Source organism: Oceanobacillus sp. FSL K6-2867, assembly GCF_037963145.1.
Lineage (GTDB): Bacteria > Bacillota > Bacilli > Bacillales > Amphibacillaceae > Oceanobacillus.
Window position 1 is genome coordinate 3000198 of record NZ_CP150144.1, and the last position, 18896, is coordinate 3019093.

Consider the following 18896-nt stretch of genomic DNA (forward strand, 5'->3'; position numbering starts at 1 on the left):
ATTGATAAAAACCTTAGATTAGCTACATATCTAAACTTGTATTTTAAAATAAAGTTTGATAAAAAATAAACCTTGTGTGACCGCTTGAAAGAGATGACACAGTTTTTGCTTGATAAAATGCAACGCTTTTTTTCAGTTAAGGACTTCCCTTTTTTATAGAAGAGTGTGTATGATTGTCTTAACGGTCATGCAACCTCTGTTTGTTTTTGCAAAATCGATGCTCAAGAAAAATGTATATATACTAATAATTATGCACATTAACGAAGTTGTGCTTGTTGCACTGACTGGCAGGTTAGTTTAATAAGAGATATTAATTGATATGTCGTATTGAAAATAATAAAAGCCTCTCAAAAATTTTGATGATTGAGAGGCTTTTGAATTTGTAAGTTATTTCTTTACAGCGTGAATAAAATGAACTGTCTCGAATGCAGATAGATAATCCGTCCTGTTTGTAAAGAGAAGCTCATTTATCTTAGTTGGTGATAAATGTTCATAAATTAGTAAACCTGATTTTTCTAATATATTCTCAATTTCATTATAAGTGAAACTTGATTTCATTGGTTCTCCACTTGCTGAAGCCAGTTTTACCATATTTTCAACTCTATTAGACATTCCTTTTTCTTCAAAGAGTTTTTCATCTGCATAATCAAAAACAATAGAGCTACCTGATGGGACTTTAGCAAATAATTGATTGATCATGGCCTTATTTTCTTCTTTAGTTAAATAATATGAAACACCCAAAAGGCTAAAGAATGTTTTTTTGGTATCAAACCCTTCATCTGCTAGGTCTTGATGAGAAAACTCAGTAGTAAAGTCCATAGAAACAAAATGAAGGTTATTCGGGATAGTAAGTTTAGCATCCTCTAATTTTTTCTTTTTAAATTCTTGTGTAGATGGATGATCAATTTCAAATATCTTTAAGCTGTTTTTCAATTCTGGATATCGAAAAGCGAAAGTATCTAAACCAGCTCCAAGTATGACATATTGTTTTGCTCCTAGCTTAACTTCATGAAGTAATACTTTTTCACAATAGGCAGAGCGTGCTAACGGAGTTGGGGAAAGTTGGACTTGTGTAATCCATTTTAAAATTTCCTCTGGATTATCTTTAAATCTTTGCCCAATATCTTTGTTGAAAAACTGTATACCGTTAATCATATTCGCACTGATAGCAGAAAACTCTTCTTCGGAAATTAAATTGTCTGCAATGAAATCATCAAAAATTTTTGGTGTGTCATATTTACTGTGATATGCTCGACCGAAAGCTGATACTAAGGAAGTTAAACTGGACTCATTTTGTTTCATACCATTTTCCTCCCAAATAAAAAATAAGATTCCCCTGGCCAGGAGAACCTTATTATATACAATAAAATGATAATTGTAAATTATAGCATAAATTAATTTTTTTGTCAATTATTTAAGTGGCGTTTTATAGAGAAAAGATGTTATTTAACCAAAATCTAATTCAACAAACTGGTGCTTTAACAGAATAAGTAGATCGTCTATACAGCGATCTTTTTTTAACGAAAACAGCAAGTTAATGGAATAAGATATGCTAAAATAAAAACAGAATATTTTAATTGCTAAAAAAGGGGTGTTCAAGGTGAAGAGATACCAAAGACGTTCTGTTTATATTTCAATTGTAGCAGTTGCTTTCTTCTTAGTATTATCTTTAATGACACACCAATGGGGATTCTTCTTATGGAGTTTATTACCTGTTTTTATAGTTTTGATGTCTACGTTTACCACCAAGATTGAGACGGAAAATAATGAAAAATAAAGAAGTCTTATTAAACTGACGGTGCGTTAGAGTTCAACAACTCTGATATCTAAGAGGAGCTAAAATATACATTATTTTATTCATTAGAATGTATATTTTAGCTCTTTGTTATTCACCTTCACCGTATAAACTCAGAGCAATGATTAACAGATGCCTTGTTATTATAGGCTACAATTCACCATAAAAAAGGGAAGATAATTTCCAGTAAAGTGTGTCAGTTATTTTAGCATTAACTATTTCATTTTACTTGACGGTCACACCTTGATATCAATGTTTCTGTAAAAATTATCTTTGAGAGACTTACTCTGTATAAGATTCATTATGTGTGCTAAGAGGAACATAAATTACCCCCAATGGTACTTCTCCTTATCTTTTTTTGATTCGATAAAGACATGTTTTATTTGGGCTGTCAGTTTCTGTTTGCGTTTGGCTCGATAATTATCTTGCCATTTCAGCTGATTTCCTGTCATCTTCCACTACCAGTTTCACTGCATGTTTATAATTCAAGGAGTATCTTTAACGATTCCCTTGAATTTTTTAATTACCAGTTTTTTATATTTTACCTAATAGTACGATTCATCGTGGTAATTTTATTCTATTCATATTTGTAAAACCGCCATTCACTTCCTCTTTTACCAAGTCTTTTTACAGCTTTACTATTACTGTATAAATTTGGAATTACAATTCTGTATAGGGCTTCAATTAACAATTTTCTAAAAACCCCTATACAGATAAAAAATTTTTCGATATAATCTATAAACATAATTTAATTACGGAAGATTAAAGGAAAAAGTCCGTAAATAGAAATGTGTATTTTTAGGCTAATTACATGTAATTAATGTGAAGCGGGAAGTTATGGGATGCTGCCTTTGCTGGGAAAACAGTAACATGAAAAGCAGTAATGTAAGCGATTGTAATGAAAATTGTATGCATCAGATTTTTGGTAAAGTAATCCAGCTGATTTAGACGCTGGGACTAAAATAAATCACCTTCATTTATCTATTACAAAGCAACAAGTTTTATATGGATTTAATTTTCATGGATGTTTTCACTTATAGATTAAGAATAAATCAGGAGGAAGGTTGATAAAATGAAAGATTTTATAAATCAAATTGCACCACAATTAGTAAAGTGGCGACGTGATTTTCATCAGTATCCGGAACTTGGCTTTATGGAATATGTAACCACCTATAAACTTGGCAAGGAATTGGAGAGGTTAGGGTTTCAGATTTATATAGGTGAGGACGCGATGGAGCGTGAAGCACGTTTGGGATTACCAAGCGAAACCGACTTAAAGGAAAAAGAAAATGAAGCAATAAAATATGGTGTGGAAAAAGAGTGGCTGGATTCAATGCATGGGGGGATGACCGGAGTTGTTGCAACATGGGATACTGGGAAACCAGGTGATCATACTGCCCTTCGATTTGATATAGATGCATTGCCAATTCAAGAAACCAATCAGGAGTATCACATTCCGAATCAAGAGGCATTTACATCCACTGAGATGCAAGTCATGCATGCTTGTGGACATGATGGACATATGACGATCGGGTTAGGAGTAGCCAGCTATATTAGCGCTCATCATGAACAGCTGAATGGCAGGTTTACATTGCTTTTCCAGCCGGCTGAAGAAGGTGGAAGAGGAGCTAGAGCAATGACTGCAAAAGGCTGGCTGGATGATGTTGATTATTTTTACAGTGGACATATCGGGATCAACGATATGCCAGTTGGAACCATTTCAGCTACTGTGAAAGGATTTCTTTCTTCTACCAAATTTAATGCAACATTTAAAGGTGTTTCCTCTCATGCAGGAATGAAGCCGGAAGCAGGGAAAAATGCGCTGCTCGCAGCCGCTGCAGCAGCAACAAATCTTTATACAATTCCAAGACATAGTGATGGTGTAACAAGGGTGAATGTTGGAAAACTTCTTGCAGGAAGTGGACGTAATATTATCCCGGAAGATGCTCATTTAGAGGTAGAAACACGTGGGGAAACAAAAGAGATTGGTGCATACATGCATGAGGAAGCCATCCGAATCACTAAGGCAGCTGCAATGATGCATCAGGTAGAATGTAAGATTGAAAATGTTGGTGTAACAGAGTCTATCTTTTGTGATGAATCATTAATTCCTCGCGTTCAAGAGGCTTGCAGGGAAAGTGTTTTTGTAAAAGAAGTTTTGCCTGTTGCAAGGGTTTCCGGATCAGAGGATGCAAGCTTTATGATTAATCGTGTTCAAGAAAAAGGCGGGAAAGCAACCTACATGCTGTTTGGTACAAAATTAAATTACCCGCATCATCACCCAGCATTTGATTTTCAGGAAGAAGTACTACCTGTGGCGGTCGAAGCTTTGACGAAGGTAATTGGAAGGGGACATGGCAATGTCTATTGATAGAGCATGGCTAGAGGAAAAACTGTTAGAACTAAACCTAACGGACAGAATGGATGTTCCAGAAGGATTTTCCCGATTAAGTTTTTCACAAGAGGAAAAACGCGCACATCAGCAATTCATCAATATTGCACAAGAACTCGGTCTGGAAACGCATCAGGATGAAGCGGGAAATCAGTGGGCCATTTGGAAAGCGGCTGGTGATGACCAACCAAATATTGCAGTAGGCTCCCATCTTGACACGGTCTATTCAGGTGGTGGATATGATGGGGTTGCAGGGGTATTGACAGGCTTAGCTGCAATAAAGCAATTGAAAGATTTAAAGTTTAAGCCTGAAAAAAATATTGCTATCATTTGTTTTGTTTCAGAGGAGTCTGCCAGATTTGGAGTTTCTACCGTTGGAAGTAAGGCTATTGCAGGTATGCTGGATAAAGAAGAAATTGCCTCATTAGAGGATAAAGATGGAGTAACGTTTAAACAAGCCATCGATTCATTTGGAGTTGACTGGGAATCAATAGAAAAGGCGGAAGTCCCAACTGATAAAATAGAAAGTTTTCTGGAATTACACATTGAACAGGGAAGTATTCTGGAAGAGGCTGGTGTATCTATTGGTATTGTTAATGGCATTGCCTGTCCCGTTCGATTGAAAGTGAATGTGAAAGGAATGGCTAACCATACAGGAACAACCCCAATGGATCGCAGGAAAGATGCGCTTGTTATATGTGCACCACTTTTCAATTTTGTGCATGATAAAGCTTTAGAAGTGAATAAACAAGCAGAAGTACCACTGGTAGCAACAGTAAGCACGGTCAAATTGAAGCCGAATGCTATGAATGTCATTCCAGGAGAAGTGGAACTAGGAATTGATATTCGCAGTGTTGATGATACACGAAAGCGAAATTTTGCAGATGATATTCGAGCTTACTGCAGAGATTTAGCAGAAAAGCATGGGGTTACTGTCGAAGTTGCTACATTAGTGGACAATGATTCGGTCTTATTGGATGGTCAGATACATGAAAAAATAGAAGCAGCTTGTCAATCTGCTGGGTTAACTTATATCTCGATGAATAGTGGAGCAGGACATGATGTCATGAATATGGCAGCCAAATGGCCTTCAGGACTTCTCTTTATTCCTTGCAGAGATGGATTGAGTCATCATCCAAAAGAACATACAGAAGTGGATGACTTAGCAAAAGGGACAGCCATCATCGTCAACTATTTGCAAGCAGAAGCAGGTGCATAACATGAAGGTACGCATTGGAATTATTGGACCTGCTGACTCAGTAGAGAAAATTATGTACATTGTAAAAGAATTTCCTGATGCCGTGTTTGATGCATACACGTATGAAAATGCTGAGGAAATAGACAAGATTATGGCAGAAAATGGGCATACGTATGATCAATGGTTTTTTTCGGGGGAAGTAAATTATTCCTACGCTATCGAAAAGAAATTAATAGAGGAAGATCGAGCAAGTTTTCCGCAATTGTATGGATTCAGTTTTTTTGGAACATTATTAGAGGCACAGTTTGAAGGAGATAGGGTTTATAACAGTTTTAGTATTGATACCGTGAAAAAAGAGAAAATGGACAAGATATTATCGTTTTTCCAATTTGATAGACTTAACTATTACAATAGTCCATTAACAGGATATCAATACATTTCCGATTTAGTTGATTTTCATAAAAAGCATTATGAAAATGGTCAAACCGATATTGCTTTAACACCATTGAGAAAAGTGTATACGAAGTTAAAAGAACTAGAAATTCCAGTATACAGGGTTAAACCTTCCTATTTAGCAATCAAGCTTTCCCTGCAAATACTAATCGAACGTGCTCAAACCAATCGTTATAAAAAAGCACAAATGGCAGTAATTGGATTTCAAGCGGGCTTTAATTCGAATGCGGAAGATGATTTGCATTACTCATTTAAATTGAAGCATCGAGAATTGGAATTAAGACGGGTTCTGCTGCATCTTACGGAAAAAGTGAATGGTTCTCTTATGCAAATAGGAGACGGATTATTTTTTATTTTCACAACTAGAGGAGAAATGAAATTACAGACAGAGAATGATTTATCCTCTCTTATAGTGGATATGAAAGCCCAGGCTAATATTCATTTACTTATATCCATTGGATATGGTGAAACGGTTTCGCAAGCGGAACAGCATGTGCGTTTCGGATTTCGCAATCATAAGCATGAGGAGCAGTCTATCATTGTTGTGGAGGATGATTATTCCATCTCTGTAAAAGACGCATCCAATCAAACCCTTTCCTATCAAACGATTCAGTTAGGGGAAGAATGGAAGGGAAAAATAAAGAACATTAGCCCTGGAGTGGTATCGAAAATAGCGGCATATGCTAACCAATCTGGTAAACCCGAATTTACAACTAATGATGTAGCCCGCTGGATTCATAGTACGGAGCGTAATGGCAGAAGAATTATTAGGGAAATGGAAAAATACGGTATTGTCGAACAATGCGGGGAAGTGCAATCAGGAGCACGTGGCAGACCAAGAAGAGTGTTCCGGTTCAAAAAACCTTAAATTTGATATGGAGGTAATTACATGGCTACAGAAAATTTTGTGAATAATTACTTAATAAATAAAAGCGCTGATTTTGAAAAAATTAGTGAATATATTTTCAATCATCCTGAAACGAGATTTCAAGAATATAAATCTTCCGCATTTCTAGCATCTGAATGTGAAAGGGAAGGTTTTTCAGTAGAACGTGGTGCAGGAAATATTGAAACAGCCTTTGCTGCTACTTATGGCAATGGATCCCCGGTTATCGGATTTTTAGGAGAATATGATGCATTATCTGGTTTAAGCCAAGAGCCAAATAAGACATCCTATGAGCCGTGGGAAAGAAATATTGGTCATGGCTGCGGTCATAATTTACTAGGAACTGGTGCATTCGCAGCAGCCTGTGCCACTAAAGATTATCTGGAAAAAAACAATTTGCCTGGAACGGTGAAATTCTTTGGATGTCCAGGCGAGGAAGGCGGTTCAGGCAAAACATTTATGGTAAGAGATGGTGTTTTTGATGGTGTTGACATTGCACTAACATGGCATCCTTCTCCAGCAAATGCAGTGATGAGCCTTTCCAGTCTAGCAAACTATCAAGTCAGCTTTAAATTTAAGGGACTAACCTCTCATGCAGCTAACTCTCCTCACTTAGGTCGAAGTGCATTAGATTCAGTTGAACTTATGAATGTTGGAGTCAACTATTTAAGAGAACATATTATACCAGAAGCAAGAATCCATTATGCAGTTACCAACACAGGTGGAATTTCACCAAATGTTGTTCAGGCAGATGCCGAAGTGTTATATCTAATCCGCGCACCGAAAATCGATGTAGTTGATGACATTTATAAACGTGTTTGTAAGATTGCTGAAGGAGCGGCATTAATGACTGAAACAGAGGTTGAAGTCAAATTTGAAAAAGCTTGCTCGAACTATGTTCCGAATCGATCACTTGAACAAATACTTCATAACAGTTTGCAAACAGCTGGAGCAAATAGTCCTACACCCGAGGAGATTTCTTTTGCTAAAGAAATGTGGTCTACATTAACCAAAGGCGAGCAAGAAGGCTATTTGGAACTTATGGAAGGCTTTGGCTATAACGGTGATGGCAGCGAACTCGAAGGAAAGTATTTAACGGAATCGATTTCTCCGTATCAAGCATCTGATAAGATCTTATCCGGTTCTACTGATGTAGGTGACGTAAGCTGGATTGTGCCAACAGCACAACTAACTGCCGCTACCTCGGTACTTGGTACACCATTACACACATGGCAAATGACAAGCCAGGGCATCAGCAGTTTTGCCCATAAAGGCATGTTAAGAGCTGCAGAGGCCATGTCATTAACTGCCATACATTTATTGAATAACAAGGAAGACTTGAATAACGTACAGCAGGAATTTAAGGCATTTAAAGCAAGGCGGCCATATACATGTCCAATTCCTGAACATGTACATCCTTCGAAGCTAAATACAGTGTAAACATCTTAGAATAACAATTGGGAGGTATTAGATGAAGAATTCAAATAAAACACAAAAAGATGGTATATTTTCCAAGTTTTTAACTGGTATTGAAGTTCTAGGCAATAAGCTTCCAGACCCTTTTATGCTCTTTGCACTTTTAGCAGGAATCGTTATTCTTGCATCCTATATACTGAATTTGTTAGGTGCAGCAGTACTTCACCCTGGTACAGGAGAGGAGCTGCCAATTGAGAATTTGGCTTCAGGTGAAGGTATACAATTTATGCTAACCTCGATGCTGGAAAACTTTACTGGATTTGCACCGCTAGGTTTAGTATTAGCGATGATGCTGGGTGTTGGACTGGCTGAGAAAGTCGGTTTGCTTGATTATGCGATCCGTAAAACGATTTTAAATGCTCCTAGAGCATTAGTTACGTATGCAGTTATTTTTGTCGGGATTATGGGGAACATTGCTTCAGATGCTGCAATGATTCTAATACCTCCTTTAGCAGCAATGGTATTTTATAAAATTGGGCGTCACCCAATTGCTGGTTTAGTAGCAGGGTTCTCAGCAGCCGGTGCTGGTTTTACTGCCAACCTGCTTATTGTTGGAACAGATGCATTACTTTCAGGAATATCAACAGAAGCTGCAGCGATTATCGATAATTCAATTGTTGTAACACCGGTAGATAACTGGTATTTTAATATTGTTTCTGTATTTTTATTAACTGTAGTGGGTGCTCTTGTTACAGAAAAAATAGTGGAACCAAGACTAGGAAAATATGCAGGGGAAGAAGTAGAAAAAGAGACAGAAGATGATTCGAAAGCTGGAAAGGCTTTTCGAAATGCGATAATTGCTGGGCTTGTGTATATTGCAATTCTAGTAATTGCTATCTTCATTCCAAATAGTCCATTGACCAATGAAAACGGTGGGATTATTCCATCCCCATTCTTAGATGGTATCATTCCAATTATTCTATTCTTTTTCTTAACAATTGGGATTACCTATGGTATTACAATAGGTAATATCAAGTCTGGGAAAGATATCACTAAATTCATGGCGGAATCGATTAAAGAATTATCTGGATATATTGTGTTAATCTTTGCTATTGCTCAATTTATTGCTTATTTCAATTGGTCCAATATTGGAATTTGGATTGCCGTAAACGGTGCAGACTTTTTAACTTCGATCAATTTTACTGGAATATGGCTAATTATCGGGTATATTGTTCTGACTGCTGTATTGGAATTCTTTATTACATCCGGTTCTGCCAAATGGGCGCTTGAAGCACCTATTTTTGTACCGATGTTTATGCAATTAGGATATCATCCAGCATTTACACAGGCTGCCTACCGTGTAGCTGACTCATCGATGAGTATTATGACACCACTTAACCCGTATATAATTATTGTCTTATCATTTATGCAAAAATATGATAAAAAAGCTGGACTCGGAACTCTAATGGCTTTTATGTTACCATACGCATTTATCTTCTTAATCGTATGGATCCTTTTAATCATGGTATTCTACTTCTTTAATTTACCATTAGGGCCAGGAGTAACACCGTTTTTATAATTTGAAAGTGCAACGAAGGCTATCTCTAAAATAGTTAAGTGGTAGCCTTCGTTTTCTAATCAATTAATCATAAGGAGCTGACAATGTGCGTGTATTTGTAAATGATGATTTAATGGAAAAAATAATTAGCTGGCGACGAGATTTTCATAAATACCCTGAAACGGGCTTCTTAGAAATGAGAACGGCTTCTATTGTTGCTTCCTATCTTGATGAACTAGGCTTCGACCTTAAAATGGGGTCAGAGGTTATGGCTAAAGAATATTGCATGGGGAAACCTGATGATGGAGAAACAGAAGCACATTATAAATGGGCATTAGAAAATGGCGCAAATAAAGAGTTTATTTCCTATTTTTCGGAAGGATATACTGGTATTGTTGCTACGATGGAAACTGGAAAAGAAGGTCCAACGATTGCTTATCGTTTTGATATGGATGCATTAGATATTCATGAAGAAGAATCATCCAGCCATGTCCCTCAAAGAGAGGGTTTCCGTTCCAAGCTTTCAAATAAGATGCACGCATGCGGGCATGATGCCCATACATCAATAGGTTTAGGGTTAGCAACAGTAATATCGGAAAACAAAGATAAACTAACAGGCACGATCAAGCTGATTTTCCAGCCGGCAGAAGAAGGAACTAGAGGTGCGAGATCCATGGTGGAAGCCAAAGCAGTTGATGAGGTGGATTATTTTATTGCCATTCATATCGGAACAGGAGTACCGCATGGGAACTTCGTAGCTGCTAATAACGGATTCCTTGCTACTTCAAAGGTTGATATTACTTTTAAAGGAAGGGCTTCCCACGCTGGTGGTAATCCTGAAGAAGGACGAAATGCATTATTGGCCGCTGCATCAGCTTCCCTTAATATACATGCAATTTCCAATCATTCTGGCGGTGCTACTAGAATTAATGTGGGAGAATTTCATGCAGGCTCAGGCAGAAATATAATTCCAGATCGCGCCCATTTAAAGGTGGAAACACGAGGAGAAAACACGTCAATTAATGAATATTTAGAAGAACAGTTGAAATCCATTATTGCTGGTTCCGCTCAAATGTACCGAGTAGATTATGAAATTGAAACGGTCGGCAAAGGCATAAACTGTCACTGTTCCAAGGAACTGGCCAGCATTCTTCATGAGACTGCCGAACAATCACCATTCATTAAGGAGAGTATTAATGAATCGAATGTACCAGCAGGTTCTGAGGATGCTACGTATTTTATGGAGCGAGTGAAACAACGTGGAGGCTTAGCAACTTACTGTATCTTTGGTACAGATTTAGCAGCTGGACATCATAATGAAGCTTTTGATATTAATGAGGAAACCTTGCCAGCAGCAGTTGAGGTTTTATTCCAGACAGTGCAAAAATTAGTGAATAAATAGTTCGAAGAGACTGGGACAAAAGTATTTTTATGAAGTAGGTGCAAATAATCCGCTCCGGAAATATACTCCGCGCACCTTAGGACGGCTGGTGAGCCACCTTGTGCTATCGCACTTCGGTGTCTTACCTATGCCTTTCCTCCCGCAGGAGTCTACGTATATTTCCTACGCTAAGTTTATGCATCATTCGTCTTTACCATTAAACACTTTAGTTATACCCCAACCTCTTTTGATTGCCTAGGTGGGTAACAAAAGTTCAATCTTCCAATTTTGTTTTTTATGTGATCGTGAATAAAGTTGTCTGCTGAGCCATAAATTTTATAGGTTGTGTGCATTCATACATGTTGGGAGTAATAAAACTCCACAGATAAATTGGATTTACTCGTAAAGCTGTATGAGTAAGAATACGTATGGCTATCGCTTCACAGGTAAGCTTTTTTGTTGTTAGAATAAAATATAAGCTCAACTGGAGGTGATATCAAGGAATCAAGAAAAACAACGGAAATGAACGTCTCTTTAATTGGGAATAAAGGTATTTTATATAGATTGAAAAGGGTATAAGTCTAAAAGAGCTGACTATAAACTTTGGACGATTTAAAGCTAAATTGAAAGGAGTAATTAAATATGTCCAAAAGAAAAAGAAATTATCTTGAAACACTTGCAGTTATTTTTATTTTTATACTTGTTATATTTATTTTTGATTTGCCTAAAATGCTTTTACTAACAGCTGGCATAGGTGCTCTTGTTAGTATCTTTCTTTATGAGATGTTTGGTTTTAGAAGTAAATAATAAAACAAGACTGTTCCAAATAACAGCCCTGTTTTTTATTATTATTTACGCAGGATTAATACTCATACCAGTAGCTTCATACCACTTATCCTGATCGCGAGTACCTTTTTCATATTTAATCGTAACGTTAAAATTTTCCGCTGTAGATTCGTTTAAAACCTTCTGAATATTTTCTGAACCTAAATCTTTATTGATCATAAGGTAAGAAATAATGCCAGAACCAAGAGAAGCTCCAACACTGTATTTAAGTGTTTGCGTAATTGGGTGCGTTATTACTGCCGAAACGATAGAAAAACGAGCAGTATTCAGAGCATCCTCACTTGACTCCGCAAATTTTACTTCATCAAGAAATTCAACTAATTCACTTCTGCTAATCGTTTCTGTAGTTTTAAATTCATATCCCACATCATCTGCTGACCCAGGTCCTATAGCAATTACTCGACTCGCTGCTGATATTTCAACAGTAGTAAGCGATACCAGCAATATTCCCATCATCACAATTAATAATCCTTTTTTTAAAATACTACATTCCTCCTTTTTTTATTTTGTAAATCAATTCCACATCGGAAGAATCGTTAAACTAAGAATTATCTAAAAATTCATCTAAAGGGGTAATAGCCGTTGAGTATGCGATAGCATGGGACACAGAAAACCATCTGCTATTTAGGTGGTCACAAATAAAAGCCAAAATAAGGAGAAAAAACATGAATACTTTACTACGAATGACAAAGGATAACTACGAAGAAAAGTTATTTTACAATAATGGAGGGTTTTGTGTGGATCAGGAAAAACAAATAAGGCTGACTTCGGGAGAAATATCACAGCTTAATTATCAATATATGGAAGAGAGTGCGAGTGTATGCGCATTAAGCTATTTTCTTGAAAAGGCTGAAGATGAGGAAATTAAGTCAGTAATTGAACATGCTTTGAAATTATCTCAATCCCATGTACAAAAAGTCAGTTCGATTCTTACAGAGGAAAAGCATAAAATCCCTCTTGGCTTTTCAGTTGAGGGAGATGTTGATTTAAACGCGCCAAGATTATATTCGGATGGCTTTGTATTAAGCTTTATCGAACAAATGGCTGGAATTGGACTTACGCTTTTATCAAATAGCTTGTACACTTCTGTAAGGTCAGATATTACAGCTTATTATAAAGAATGTCTAACGGAGACAATGGAATTATTCGATATGTCAAAGGATTTATTGTTATCAAAGGGCTTATATATCAGAGCACCATACGTGGCTAAAAATAATGAAATTGAATTTGTGAAAAAACAAGCTTTTATGTGGGACGTTATTGGAGAGAAAAGACCATTAATAGCATCAGAAGTGGCTTCTCTTTATTCAAATATCCAAAGAAATGCTTTAGGAACAGCTACATTAACTGGCTTCAGCCAAGTATCTCAATCAAAAGAGGCCACAAAATTTATGCTAAGGTGTATAGAAGTTGCTAAAAAGCATATTGAATTATTTAGTGGAAAATTAAAGGAAAGCAATTTGCCTGTTGCGATGACATGGGATGCCGATATAACAACTAGTACATCATACACATTTTCGGATCGATTAATGATGTACTATACAACCGCATTAATTTCTTTGAGTGTTGGTTTTTATGGGACAAGTACTTCCGTAAGCCCCAGAATGGATTTGGGTGCAATGTATAACAGATTATCACTTGAAATCCAGAAGCTTTCAGAGGACGGGGCCAATATCATGATCAAAAACCAATGGTTAGAACAGCCTCCAATGGCTCCAAACCGTAAAGATTTGGCAAAAGATAATTGATGGCAAGGTGGTGCAATGAGATGTTATGGCAGATAAGGGCGCAGTGGAGAAACTATTATGGAGTATTGCATTTCCGGGATTTGGTCAGTTATTAAATAAAAAATACTTCAAAGGAATCATGGTTATTTTTTTAGAGATTTTGATTAATTTGCAGGGACATCTTAATAATGTTGTCGTGCTAAGCTACCATGGAAAAATAGAACAAGCAATTCAGCAAGCGGATTATCAATGGATCTTGTTTTATCCTTGTGTATATTTCTTTGCGATGTGGGATGCATATAAAGATGCGGGAGGAGGAAAGCGACCCTTTTCCTTTTTGCCCTTTGTATTTTCCGCCTATTTTGTGACCTTGGCATGTATGTTTTCAGCTAAAGTAACGCTATTTGGAGTACTATTAGGTCCCATCTGGTTTTCCGCTTTAGGTATTATCCCAGGTTTGATTGTGGGATTTTTATTGCAGAGAATGATGCTCAAAACCACTAGTTAAGCAGAACAAAAACACCTTCGAAATGCTTTCTCGGAGGATTTTTTGTGTGGGAACACAGATATTAATTAATTCAATCATTCAATTTTAAATTTCCTGTAGAGAATTATTAGATTTTCACGATCGAAATAGAACCATATTTTAAATTTTGGCCTTTTGTCTCCATTGCTTATTCCGTATATATTAAGGAGGAGAGGGGGAGCAGGATGATTATTAGGAAGCGGATGAAACCTTTGATACTTCGTAAATATGAAATACTCCGCACACGCTTAAAAAGAGATTTTACTGGATTTCAACAGATTGAGAGAGAATATGGAAAATACCTGAAAGGCTACATGGGTGAGGTAAAGGTCGATTATTACCTGCAATTTCTGGAGCCAATGTCTACGATTCTCCAGGATGTCTGCTTAAAAGTCGACGGGACAAGTGTTCAGCTAGATAATATTATCATTTCGCAGCACGCAATTTATATTGTGGAAGTGAAGAACTACAGTGGCACAATTATTTTTGATACAGCACTTAACCAGTTTATTCGGGATGATAGCAGGAAGGAGACAGGATTTAGTCACCCAATTGCCCAGACAGAGCTGCAAAAACTGAAACTTCAAAACTGGCTTCATCATCACGGATTCGCCAACATTCCCATTTATACTTTCATCGCAATAAGCGAACCTTCAACCGTAATAAAAGTTCTTGGAGACACAGAGCCAATAGCTAAAGTAGCTGTCCATGGTGAACGAATTCCCCACATCATACTAAACATTGAAAAACAGCTTGAGCACACGAATAAATTCATGCATCAAAAAATTGGACATGCCATAGCAAGGAAATGCATCGATTTTGATAAGGAAATTATAAAAGAGCATGGAATTAAAAGAGAGGATATCATGAACGGTGTAAAGTGCACAAACTGTAATATGCTAGGAATGAAGCGAATCCCCAAAAGCTGGCAGTGCCCAAAATGCAATCATAAAGACCAACGCGCACATTACCAGACGATAAATGAATATTTATTCCTGTTCCCCTGGATAACAAATAAAGAATGTAAAAACTTCCTCCAAGTAGACTCCCGGCATATGGTATCCAAAACATTAAAGAACGCGAACCTAACCTACGACCCAACACATAAAAGATGGATGGCTATAAGGAAATGAACTACTGTTCAATCTAGATTCAGCACCACTGACCGAAAAAACAGCACCATCCCGGGCCGAAATAGCACCACCGCCCAAGCAAACAGCACCATCCCGGGCCGAAACAGCACCACCGCCCAAGAAAACAGCACCATCCCTGGCCGAAATAGCACCACCGCCCAAGCAAACAGCACCATCCCGGGCCGAAACAGCACCACCGCCCAAGAAAACAGCACCATCCCTGGCCGAAATAGCACCACCGCCCAAGCAAACAGCACCATCCCCGGCCGAAACAGCACCACCGCTCAAGAAAACAGCACCATCCCAGGCTGAAGTAGCACCACGGTCCAAGAAAACCGCACCATCCCGGGCCGAAACAGCACCATCACCCAAGAAAACCGCACCATCCCGGGCCGAAACAGCACCACCGCCCAAGAAAACCGCACCATCCCAGACCAAAACAGCACCAACACCAAACAAAAAAACTCCAGCCCATGCTGGAGTTTTCCTATCTATCCATCTATCATCCTAGTAAAAACGTTTAAAGCTATCGAAATGTTTCTTCCAATATGAGTTGTCTAGGCTTGTAATGGTTACACCCGTTGATGTTCCTGCGTGAATAAATTGGTTGTTTCCGAGATAGATTCCCATGTGAGAAATACCTGATCTATATGTACCTGAAAAGAATACTAGGTCTCCTACTTGTGGAGTGTTCACGTAATAGGAACGGTCGAAATAGCCATCAGTAGAAGTTCGAGATATGTTCATTCCAGCTTGTTTATATACGTAGTAGATAAAGCCGCTGCAGTCGAATCCGCTTGGTGTAGCACCGCCCCATACATATTTAATGCCGCTCATGCTTTTAGCTGAGCTGATAAGCTTGTCTACATTGTAGCTGACATTAGCTGATGGTGCTTTGCTTGAACTTGAACTGCTTGAACTACTGCTGCTGCTTGAGCTTGATCCGGAAGATGCTTTGCCGTTAATGCTTAGCTTTTGGCCGATTAAAATTAGATCAGAGCTTAAGTTGTTCCATTTCTTCAAGTTGCTGACTGAAACACCGTGCAATGAAGCGATACGTGATAGTGTGTCGCCTGACTTAACTGTGTAAACAGAAGATGAGCTGGATGAACTAGACCCAGAAGAGCTTGATCCTGAAGTTGATGATCCAGTAGACGTTCCGCTTTTACTTACAGCCAGCTTATTCCCTGGGTAAATTAAGGTTGTGTTTAAGTTGTTCCATTTCATCAAGTTAGATAGTGAGATTCCATGCTTGGAGGCGATGCCGCTTAATGTATCTCCTCGTTTTACTGTATATGTAGATTTATTTGTGGAAGTTTGTTTTTTGCTTGTATTCGTACTTGATGATCCCGTGCTCGAAGAAGATTTCGTAGTCTGAATCACTTGATTCGGGAAAATTAAATCTGATGACAAATTATTAATCGATCTCAGTTCAGATACGTTTGTACCATATTGCTGTGCAATCTTCCATAGTGAATCTCCACTCTTAACCTTGTGTGATGCTGCTTCTGCTTCTTCAGCTGCAAAAATAGCTGATGCAATCGCCGCACTTGCAGTAACCGACATAACAATTTTCTTATTTGCCAATTTTTTTATCCCCCTGTTTGTAATCTATATAGTATATTAATTCCAGTAACTACTGGCTTGTTCGGCAGATTATGTTTTTATCTTGGTAAATTCGCCAAATTATTTCTGTATATCCAAGTTCTAACAGAAACTAACACTATTATAGCTATTATTTCAAAATTATTATAGATTAATAGGACATTTGTAATACGATTGTAATGTAAAGATTTTGTTAAGGGTTGAAAACAGTGATAATATCGCACTATTCCCTTGGTTTATCAAAACAATGAATCTATCATTTAACAAACTCTTTAAACTAATTTAAAATAACGTCATTATTTCCATGAAAACCTATCATCTCTACCTCCCAAAAAGTCATCTGACAATTGCTACACCAAAATTTATTTCTGAAAAGTTATGGAAATATGTTATAATTCCCTTTATAATGTCGAAATAGATATAGGGTAAAATAATTATAGTTTAGAAATAGCACTCATTATCCGAAACCCAAAAACACATCCGCTCACCAAAAAAGGGTGGAGCAAATACAATGGAGGTTCAGCAATGGAGGAAACGATTTCCCTCAAGGAGATTTTTGAGGTCATCAAGAAGCGTTTGTTACTGATTATTGCCTTAATGTTGGGGGCAGCACTGGTAGCGGCAATCATTAGTTATTTTGTATTAACACCAACATATCAAAACAGTTCTCAATTTCTTGTAACGCAAAGCAACAATACAGACATGAATGCACAGCTTACGCAGGCTGATGTCAGGACGAATGTAGAGTTAATTAATACATACAACGTAATAATAACAAGTCCAGCAATCCTCGAACCTGTTATAGAAGAATTGAATTTAAACATGAACAGTGGACAATTAGCGGGCAAACTTCAAGTTGCGAGTGCTGATAATTCACAGGTTGTAACCGTGACGGCGACAGATCCAGATCCAGCATTAGCAACAGAAATTGCAAATACGACAGTTGAAGTCTTTCAGGAAAATATCCCAGATTTAATGAATGTGGATAACGTCTCGATTTTATCGGAAGCACAATTATCGGAAAATCCATCTCCAGTAGCACCGAATCCAATTCTGAATATTGCAATCGCAATTGTGCTTGGTGCCATGATCGGTGTTGGAATTGCATTCCTGCTAGAATACTTAGATAACACGATTAAATCAGAAGAGGATATTGAACAGAAACTTGGAATTCCTGTGCTTGGAGTCATCTCTCATATTGATGAAAAGGATATGCGGATGGAGAATTTCGAAGCTCGTGAAATTAGATCGGTAAGGAGTGGTTTAGATGGCGCGAAAAAAACAATTTAAGAATAATAAAATGCGTCACTTAATTACGAAAATAAGTCCACGCTCACCTATTTCGGAACAGTATCGTACTGTTCGTACAAACCTGCAATTTGCTTCTGCAGATGAAGAAATTCAAACATTGCTGTTAACCTCTGCTGGTCCATCTGAAGGGAAGTCGATGACGACAGCGAATCTTGCAGTTGTATACGCGCAGCAAGGGAAAAAGGTGCTTTTAATTGATGCGGACTTACGTAAACCGACGATCCATTATACATTTCGCTTGGATAACCTGAAAGGACTTAGCAATGTGCTAGTTGGAGACATTCCTTTACAGGAAGCAATCGTCCCAAATGCGGTACAGGACTTAGACTTAATCTCTTGCGGCCCAATCCCGCCAAATCCTTCTGAGCTGCTCGGTTCAAAGCGGATGCAGCGGATGATTGCGGAAGCGCGTGAGCTTTATGATGTCATTATTTTTGATACACCACCAGTGCTTGCAGTAACAGATGCACAAATTCTATCTGCTCTAGTTGATGGATCCATACTTGTAGTACGAAGCAAGAGTACGGAAACAGAATCAGCGCAAAAGGCAATTGAATCACTAAGAGCAGTGAATGCAAAAGTACTTGGAACGGTATTAAATGACCGGGATAAGAAAGAATCCAATCAGTATTACTATTATGGCAGTTAACAAAAATATGAAACTCCTTA

16 protein-coding genes are annotated in these 18896 nt (G+C 37.7%); 12 read left to right on the top strand and 4 right to left on the bottom strand.

Annotated features, from left to right (window positions below; translation table 11 throughout):
* Nucleotides 1–387 precede the first annotated feature (387 nt).
* Nucleotides 388–1302 (bottom strand): class I SAM-dependent methyltransferase, encoded by a 915-nt coding sequence (locus NSQ77_RS14600; RefSeq protein WP_339226764.1) that lies wholly within the window; start codon nt 1300–1302, stop codon nt 388–390.
* Nucleotides 1303–2867: 1565 nt separating this feature from the next.
* Here NSQ77_RS14600 and NSQ77_RS14605 point away from each other — a divergent pair.
* The 7 genes from NSQ77_RS14605 to NSQ77_RS14635 all read left to right on the top strand — a co-directional run bounded on the left by NSQ77_RS14605 (nt 2868) and on the right by NSQ77_RS14635 (nt 11886).
* A complete protein-coding gene (locus tag NSQ77_RS14605) occupies nt 2868–4166 on the top strand; it encodes an amidohydrolase (protein ID WP_339226765.1) in 1299 nt (432 codons plus the stop codon).
* Entirely contained in the window at nt 4156–5406 is a 1251-nt protein-coding gene (locus NSQ77_RS14610; protein ID WP_339226767.1) for a M20 family metallo-hydrolase, read from the top strand. The genes NSQ77_RS14605 and NSQ77_RS14610 overlap by 11 nt, the downstream gene beginning before the upstream one ends.
* Before the next feature lies 1 nt (nt 5407).
* Nucleotides 5408–6706 (top strand): hypothetical protein, encoded by a 1299-nt coding sequence (locus NSQ77_RS14615; RefSeq protein WP_339226768.1) that lies wholly within the window; start codon nt 5408–5410, stop codon nt 6704–6706.
* Between the two features lie 21 nt (nt 6707–6727).
* On the top strand, nt 6728–8164 hold the full coding sequence (locus NSQ77_RS14620) for a M20 family metallopeptidase (RefSeq protein ID WP_339226769.1): 1437 nt from the start codon (nt 6728–6730) through the stop codon (nt 8162–8164).
* 31 nt (nt 8165–8195) lie between these two features.
* Complete coding sequence (locus NSQ77_RS14625) at nt 8196–9719, top strand: AbgT family transporter (RefSeq protein WP_339226771.1); 1524 nt, start codon at nt 8196–8198, stop codon at nt 9717–9719.
* 85 nt (nt 9720–9804) lie between these two features.
* Nucleotides 9805–11100, top strand: coding sequence for an amidohydrolase (locus NSQ77_RS14630; RefSeq protein ID WP_339226772.1), 1296 nt, complete (start codon nt 9805–9807; stop codon nt 11098–11100).
* A gap of 621 nt (nt 11101–11721) precedes the next feature.
* Entirely contained in the window at nt 11722–11886 is a 165-nt protein-coding gene (locus tag NSQ77_RS14635; protein WP_339226773.1) for a hypothetical protein, read from the top strand.
* Between the two features lie 45 nt (nt 11887–11931).
* Here NSQ77_RS14635 and NSQ77_RS14640 read toward each other — a convergent pair whose 3' ends face one another.
* Nucleotides 11932–12381, bottom strand: coding sequence for a hypothetical protein (locus tag NSQ77_RS14640; protein WP_339226774.1), 450 nt, complete (start codon nt 12379–12381; stop codon nt 11932–11934).
* Between the two features lie 209 nt (nt 12382–12590).
* Here NSQ77_RS14640 and NSQ77_RS14645 point away from each other — a divergent pair, with 209 nt between their 5' ends.
* The 3 genes from NSQ77_RS14645 to NSQ77_RS14655 all read left to right on the top strand — a co-directional run bounded on the left by NSQ77_RS14645 (nt 12591) and on the right by NSQ77_RS14655 (nt 15311).
* On the top strand, nt 12591–13673 hold the full coding sequence (locus NSQ77_RS14645) for a DUF3231 family protein (protein ID WP_339226775.1): 1083 nt from the start codon (nt 12591–12593) through the stop codon (nt 13671–13673).
* A gap of 25 nt (nt 13674–13698) precedes the next feature.
* Nucleotides 13699–14160, top strand: a complete 462-nt coding sequence (locus tag NSQ77_RS14650) for a hypothetical protein (RefSeq protein WP_339226776.1) — start codon at nt 13699–13701, stop codon at nt 14158–14160.
* Between the two features lie 203 nt (nt 14161–14363).
* The gene (locus NSQ77_RS14655) at nt 14364–15311 is read left to right on the top strand and encodes a nuclease-related domain-containing protein (RefSeq protein ID WP_339226777.1); all 948 of its coding nucleotides are present in this window, start codon (nt 14364–14366) and stop codon (nt 15309–15311) included.
* On the opposite strand, the gene NSQ77_RS14660 is transcribed toward NSQ77_RS14655, so the two are convergent.
* Together NSQ77_RS14660 and NSQ77_RS14665 are read right to left on the bottom strand one after the other, a co-directional pair.
* Nucleotides 15264–15770 (bottom strand): hypothetical protein, encoded by a 507-nt coding sequence (locus NSQ77_RS14660; RefSeq protein ID WP_339226778.1) that lies wholly within the window; start codon nt 15768–15770, stop codon nt 15264–15266. The genes NSQ77_RS14655 and NSQ77_RS14660 overlap by 48 nt on opposite strands.
* 48 nt (nt 15771–15818) lie before the next feature.
* The gene (locus NSQ77_RS14665) at nt 15819–16898 is read right to left on the bottom strand and encodes a LysM peptidoglycan-binding domain-containing protein (protein ID WP_339226779.1); all 1080 of its coding nucleotides are present in this window, start codon (nt 16896–16898) and stop codon (nt 15819–15821) included.
* 543 nt (nt 16899–17441) lie between these two features.
* On the opposite strand from NSQ77_RS14665, the gene NSQ77_RS14670 reads away from it, so the two are divergent.
* The gene (locus tag NSQ77_RS14670) at nt 17442–18206 is read left to right on the top strand and encodes a Wzz/FepE/Etk N-terminal domain-containing protein (RefSeq protein ID WP_339226781.1); all 765 of its coding nucleotides are present in this window, start codon (nt 17442–17444) and stop codon (nt 18204–18206) included.
* Nucleotides 18184–18876 (top strand): CpsD/CapB family tyrosine-protein kinase, encoded by a 693-nt coding sequence (locus NSQ77_RS14675; RefSeq protein ID WP_339226782.1) that lies wholly within the window; start codon nt 18184–18186, stop codon nt 18874–18876. The genes NSQ77_RS14670 and NSQ77_RS14675 overlap by 23 nt, the downstream gene beginning before the upstream one ends.
* The last annotated feature ends 20 nt before the right edge of the window (nt 18877–18896 follow it).